This is a genomic window from Companilactobacillus sp. HBUAS56275 (genome assembly GCF_036913655.1).
GTDB classification, from domain to species: Bacteria; Bacillota; Bacilli; order Lactobacillales; family Lactobacillaceae; genus Companilactobacillus; species Companilactobacillus pullicola.
In genome coordinates this window covers 1-5,770 of the sequence record NZ_JAYKKK010000010.1, presented here as the reverse complement: position 1 = coordinate 5,770, position 5,770 = coordinate 1, and the positions used below count along the sequence as shown (strand labels likewise).

The following is a 5,770-nucleotide window of genomic DNA, read 5'->3' as shown; positions in this document are numbered from 1 at the left end:
TGGTTGTATTGATCCTTAAAAATTAAATAAAAAGGTAGATTGTAAAATTACTTATTTATGCAAAAAAATATGAGATAAGGATATTGAATTTATCCTCATCTCATATTTTAATTTAATCATTAACCGTTATATTTTGATAATTTGAAAACAACTTTGTCTTTGTTGTGTAATTTCTTTTTGTCAGCTGAAACGTTAACTTGTTTGCCATTAACAGTGAATGTCCAGTAAATTTTCTTCTTGTTATTTTGTTTGTGACCGTCGATAGCTGTGATAAAGCCGCCTTTGTCGTTAACTTTCCAGCCTTTTTTAAGACCATCAGTAACAGTGGCATTCTTTTTCAATGTGATAGTTTTCTTGGCAATCTTCTTTTTATTCTTCTTCAAAGTGTAAGTAGCTTTGATATTCTCGGAAGCCTTAGCTTGAACGGTTGTTGCAGTTGCTGGAGCGAATACCCCTAGTAACATTAATAATGACAATAAAAATGCTGTAATCTTTTTCATTATTTTCCTCCTCGATTTGTACAACGATTTTTATTATAACAAAGAAAAGGCAGACGAAAATAATAATTTAAAAACCATCCAATTAAATAAGGCACAAAAAAGGATGCTTAAGGATAAAGAAATATATAATCATTTCAATTTAGAAAATATTCCCAGTTCCATCAAAACGGAGCTAAACAAGATAGTGCATGACATCGATGACTAATACTTTAACACCAAACAGAAAGGGGCTATGAATATATAGGGTCTATAATTCACAAATGCCCCCTGTGAAAGCCTATTAAAACAGCCCCCAATATCTATAATGTAGATATTGGGGGCTATTTTAATTTATTTTTTAATAAGTGCCCCTAAGCTATAGCTATTGATTCAAGATTTCATGGGAGCCAGTTGCAACCAATAACAAAATAAATTCATCATGATCTAGCTGATAAATAACAATCCAGTTGTCATAATTTTTACCATAGTTGCCATATCTGGCAGGGTGAAATTCACGATAGCCACGCCAATTTCCTTTTAATGCATGATCTTTAATCTGTTTCAAAACAAGTACATCTTGTTCAACAATTGCTTCTAAACAAGGCTTCAAGACAGTTATTGGGAAATGTCTTTTGACTAGTTTTTTTAATTCACGTTCAAAAGATTTGGTCTGTTTAATTTGCATCTAACTTATCGATCCAATCTTCAAAGTCAGTCAATGAACCAATGTTTTTGACCTGCCCTGTTTCTGCTTCTTTTTTAGCGGCTAAGGCTTCCGGAGAATCTAAAAAGCTGACTAATCGAACTTCATTATTGGCCGCTTTAACTAACGATAAGCGTATATACTCAGAAACGGTTAGCCCTTGTTTTGCTAGATTAGCTTTAGCCCGTTCACTAATGTCAGGTGTTACACGAGTTGAAATTGTCTTGTTTTTAATAATAGTATTACTCATTCTAATCCGCCTCCTTTAAGTTTACCATCGTACTACACTATAATATTCGATTTTTAGGTTTTCTGCAACTAAATTAATTTTAAAGTAAAGGAACTAACAGCTTATGCGACAAGTTGTCTTACCCATCAAAGATTCAAACGTTCTTAAAGAGGTTCAAGATACGTTACTCAATAACTTTAAAGCTGGCCGACGTAACTATACGATTTTTCAAGTTGGTAAAGCGACGCTACTGCGAGTGAGTGACGTTATGGGCTTAAAACAGGCCGATATTTTTAATCCGGACGGTTCTATTAAACAAAATGCGTTTATTCATGACCGAAAAACTGGTAAACCTAATACCTTGTACCTTAAACCTGTTCAAACAGAGCTTTTATTGTATCGTCAATGGCTGCTTGATCATAAACTAGAATCTGAATGGCTCTTTCCGTCCATTCAACACCCAGAACGGCATATTACGGAAAAACAGTTCTATAAAATCATGAGCAAAGTCGACGATCTTTTAAGCATTAATTACCTTGGTACCCACACTATGCGCAAAACTGGGACTTATCGCGTTTATACGCAATCCAATTACAATATTGGCTTAGTCATGCACTTATTAAATCATTCAAGTGAAGCCATGACTCTAGCTTATTTAGGCTTAGACCAAGCAAGTACCGAAAGTATGTTAGATCAAATTGATTTTGGTTAGTTTTATTTGGATTTTTAGTTGTCGCCAACGGCGACTTCTGATACAGGTTTTTAATGGGTCTAGCACAACATAGAATAAATTCTATGTGTAAGTGCGCATTGACCTTGTTTCACTCGGTCTTCTGATAACCATAAAATCAATTTTTGCCGTTGCTGAATGGAATGTATTCTTAATTCAATTTATGCTTACACTTAACTGAGTTTGTTATGCTTTAAATGCTAAAAATTGTTGCATATCCCGATGCTTTTAACCAAATTTTTTTAATTGCTTTATGCAGAGAATCTTCATAAACCTGGCAACAAAATTTGAATAACTAACTTTAAGAACTGCATATCTAAGCTGAAGTCATTATTTTAATGTTAGGAGTAATTAAGATGGACGAAAAAAAAAGTACTAAAACCCATTGATGAAGTGCTTGCTGATCCTTGGCAAGTTGATATTCAAGAATTGTTTGAAGCTTCTGTCAATGAACCTGACGAGATTAAAAAGAATTTGTATGATTCCTTATACACTTATATTTTGCAAAAAAGGCAAGAAGATATTAGTAATCTCCCAGGTTCCGTCATCTAGCCCTCTAAAAGCTCACTGAGGGGTTCTTATATTTGCTTTGGTATAAATATATATGAATAGTCTCAAAATCGCTGATAACAAAAAATAAGGCCCTTAAAAAGGGACATAGCAGTTAAATCTTTATCAAGCTTTAGAAAAGCTAACTATTTGCTGTCAATGGTAGCGGACGAGCAAAGCGTGGGAGCATAAGGAATTGACAGCTCTAAACCAGTCTTAACACTGAATTGGCGAAAGCCAAAGTTTCTATAAAACTTTGGCTTTCCTGCCTAACGGCGAGTGAAAAAGCGGTTAAGCTGGCTCAGCTTGGACGGGGTTCGGGGCGTCAGCGCCCGAATGAATGTGACTTGTCACACCTTTTTAGGCAACGAACAGAGTGAGGCGCAAGGAGTGGAACGAGTGGAGTTTAATGTGAGCATGGTTTTTGGCTCACTCCTTTGTATTTTTCGCTTCTAGGTTTTGATCTCGTACAGTGTTGCCTCTTATATACCTCTTTTAAACCTCTTTTAAACCTCTTTTAGACCCCTTTTGAGGCTTACTCTCCCAATGCTTATAGAAGTTTATCGACTACATTTTGTCTGTTTATCGACTACATTTTGTCTGTTTATCGACTACATTTTGTCTGTTTATCGACTACATTTTGTCTGTTTATCGACTACATTCATTTACTTCCGTATTCAAATAAAGTAGTATTATTCAAGGAGGTTATTTTATGAGCAATGAATTAGTCAAATATGATCCTGAATTGAATACAATCCCTTTGAGAAGATTTACTCCTGTAGAAATGAATCTGTTCTTTTCTATTGTTTCTAGAATGCGTGATAAAGGTGATGATACTGTTAGGTTTACTTTTGATCAGTTAAAAGAATTAAGCGCATATAAACCAACCGCAAATAACCGATTTATTGATGACATACAAAGTACATATCAAAAAATATTAGGTCTTAGTTTTGGCTCTAGAAGTAAAGATGGGCTTGATAGAGAAATGTTTGTCATGTTCACTCGATTTGAGATTAAGGGTTCAGCAGAAGTCCCTTATGTTGATATTCAAATTTACCCCAAGGCATTGAAACTTCTAAATAATCTTGAAAGTTGGGTTCGATATGCTTTAGCAGAGTTTAGAGATCTAAAGAGTAGTTATGCAAAAACAATGTTTCGTCTCCTTAAACAATTTCGAACTACTGGTTATGCTTACTTTTCTAAAAGTGACTTTTTTGAATTACTTGATATTCCGCAAAGCTATTGGAACAAACCTGCAAATGTTGAATCTAGAGTTATTCAGCCAATTAAGGAAGAACTAACTCCTCTTTTCAGGGGTCTAACTATTAGAAAAAAATATGGTAAAGGACGTGGCAAGCCAGTTATTGGTTACTCATTTACTTGGAAATCAGAAAAAAAGAACGCAAACGACTTCTCACAAGGACAATTTCAAGATGAAAGACAAAAGCTTTTCAATATTCAGCATAATAGTGAACTAACAGACCATCAAAAATGGCGCGCTATTGATAAAGTTAAAGGATTAACTTTAGGTTCTACTGAGAAACAAGCATTAGTCGATAAACAGGCCGAGCATGATAAAAGAATAAGAGATCAAGCAAGACAAGAAGCACTTGCTGAACTCCGAAAGGGGTTTGGAAAACATGCCTAAAACTATTAGAGAACTTGCTGATGAGTTTGGTGTATCAAAACAAGCCATTAGGGAAAAAACTAGATGCAAACTTTAGTTGTTGTTAATTCGGGATATTTGCTGTTAAAGCAACATTCATTGGTGGCAACAACCAGAACCAAATCAATTATAGTTTAGCTTGAAGATTGATACCTAAAGAAAACCAATCGACAACCAAGTTTAAGTTTTGCTTGTCGATTGGTTTTCTTGTCGTTTTTAACTTATAATTTAAGGCGGATTAATTAGGCGGTGAAACTATTGGGCAAGACTATTCGGCAACTTTCAGAAGAATTTAAATTGTCAAAACAAGCTATTAATCAACGTATTAATAGCATTAATGGCTTTCGAAGCAAACACACTTACAAAGTTAAAAACCATCTAGAAATAGACAACCAAGGCGTTAAAATGCTTGCTAATTTTGACAAGCAAAAACGACAAGAACGACAACCAAATCGGCAAGCTGAAAACGACAAGGACAAAAATATTGATCAGATCTTGCTGAAGCAACTTGATGTTAAAGATCAACAAATTGCAAATTTACAACAAGCCTTAGATCAGCAGCAAAAATTACAGATAGCAACGGTTGCAGAGAACCATCGATTAAAAGAACACGTTCAGAAACTGAGTGGCTTGTTTGAATCTTCTAGTGCTACTCATCAGCAACAATTAAACGACAAGGACGATACCTTGACGAATAGTTCTAATACCAGTCACATCAAGGATAAAAACGACAATCAAAATGAAAATAAAGTTGCTGAATATGGTAATAGACAAAAGAAAACATTTAAGAACAACACCAATAATAGTTGGTGGCATTTTTGGTGACAATCAGTGGCAGCAAGGCTCTGGATCTGTAGATGAAAAAATATTTGGATTTGTAAACAAAAGGCGTTTATATCAAAATGATTTTAACCAATTGAGTCACGAGCCCAAACCTACTGTTGAATTTTCAGCATTATTTAATTCTTCATGGTGGATATATGGGTTGAAAAATACTATGGAAAATAATGATCTTGAAAAATATCCTAGAAAAAATGAGAAACAATATCAAGATTACTTTGATAACCTAAGAATAGATGGAGTGAAAATATTTTTTTGACAATTATGATTATTGGTGGTTTGGACTTTATTATTAAGAGCTCTATACAGGCATGCTTATTATGGATAGTGGCATTAATAGAGGTTCAGAAGGGCGAGAACAGATTTCATATGGGCATTCGCTGTTCATACAATAATAGCCGTTTCGTTAACAGCGACTAAATTAATCGATTTGTTAAAAATGATATTAATCTGGGATTTAGGTTATCCGATTTGTGAAAAAAGTGGTTGTATTGATCCTTAAAAATTAAATAAAAAGGTAGATTGTAAAATTACTTATTTATGCAAAAAAATATGAGATAAGGATATTGAATTT

General features: G+C 34.2%; 7 protein-coding genes and 1 pseudogene. 5 read left to right on the top strand and 3 right to left on the bottom strand.

Going from position 1 to position 5,770, the window contains the following annotated elements:
- Positions 1–119 precede the first annotated feature (119 nt).
- The 3 genes from U8526_RS12975 to U8526_RS12965 all read right to left on the bottom strand — a co-directional run bounded on the left by U8526_RS12975 (position 120) and on the right by U8526_RS12965 (position 1,432).
- Positions 120–500, bottom strand: a complete 381-nt coding sequence (locus tag U8526_RS12975; RefSeq protein WP_125765019.1) for a DUF4430 domain-containing protein — start codon at positions 498–500, stop codon at positions 120–122.
- A gap of 361 nt (positions 501–861) precedes the next feature.
- A complete protein-coding gene (locus U8526_RS12970; protein WP_334342365.1) occupies positions 862–1,164 on the bottom strand; it encodes a type II toxin-antitoxin system YafQ family toxin in 303 nt (100 codons plus the stop codon).
- Positions 1,154–1,432 (bottom strand): plasmid mobilization protein, encoded by a 279-nt coding sequence (locus tag U8526_RS12965; protein ID WP_003625288.1) that lies wholly within the window; start codon positions 1,430–1,432, stop codon positions 1,154–1,156. Before U8526_RS12965 ends, U8526_RS12970 begins: the two co-directional genes overlap by 11 nt.
- Before the next feature lie 103 nt (positions 1,433–1,535).
- On the opposite strand from U8526_RS12965, the gene U8526_RS12960 reads away from it, so the two are divergent.
- The 5 genes and pseudogenes from U8526_RS12960 to U8526_RS12940 all read left to right on the top strand — a co-directional run bounded on the left by U8526_RS12960 (position 1,536) and on the right by U8526_RS12940 (position 5,455).
- Positions 1,536–2,123 carry a site-specific integrase gene (locus tag U8526_RS12960; RefSeq protein WP_334342364.1) on the top strand — a complete coding sequence of 196 codons (588 nt, stop codon included), beginning with the start codon at positions 1,536–1,538 and terminating at the stop codon, positions 2,121–2,123.
- Positions 2,124–2,479: 356 nt separating this feature from the next.
- Positions 2,480–2,693: pseudogene (locus U8526_RS12955) on the top strand (hypothetical protein).
- 709 nt (positions 2,694–3,402) lie between these two features.
- A complete protein-coding gene (locus tag U8526_RS12950) occupies positions 3,403–4,338 on the top strand; it encodes a replication initiation protein (protein WP_334342363.1) in 936 nt (311 codons plus the stop codon).
- 276 nt (positions 4,339–4,614) lie between these two features.
- On the top strand, positions 4,615–5,181 hold the full coding sequence (locus tag U8526_RS12945) for a DUF536 domain-containing protein (RefSeq protein WP_062913471.1): 567 nt from the start codon (positions 4,615–4,617) through the stop codon (positions 5,179–5,181).
- Entirely contained in the window at positions 5,117–5,455 is a 339-nt protein-coding gene (locus tag U8526_RS12940; RefSeq protein WP_125765017.1) for a hypothetical protein, read from the top strand. Before U8526_RS12945 ends, U8526_RS12940 begins: the two co-directional genes overlap by 65 nt.
- Positions 5,456–5,770: the final 315 nt, after the last annotated feature.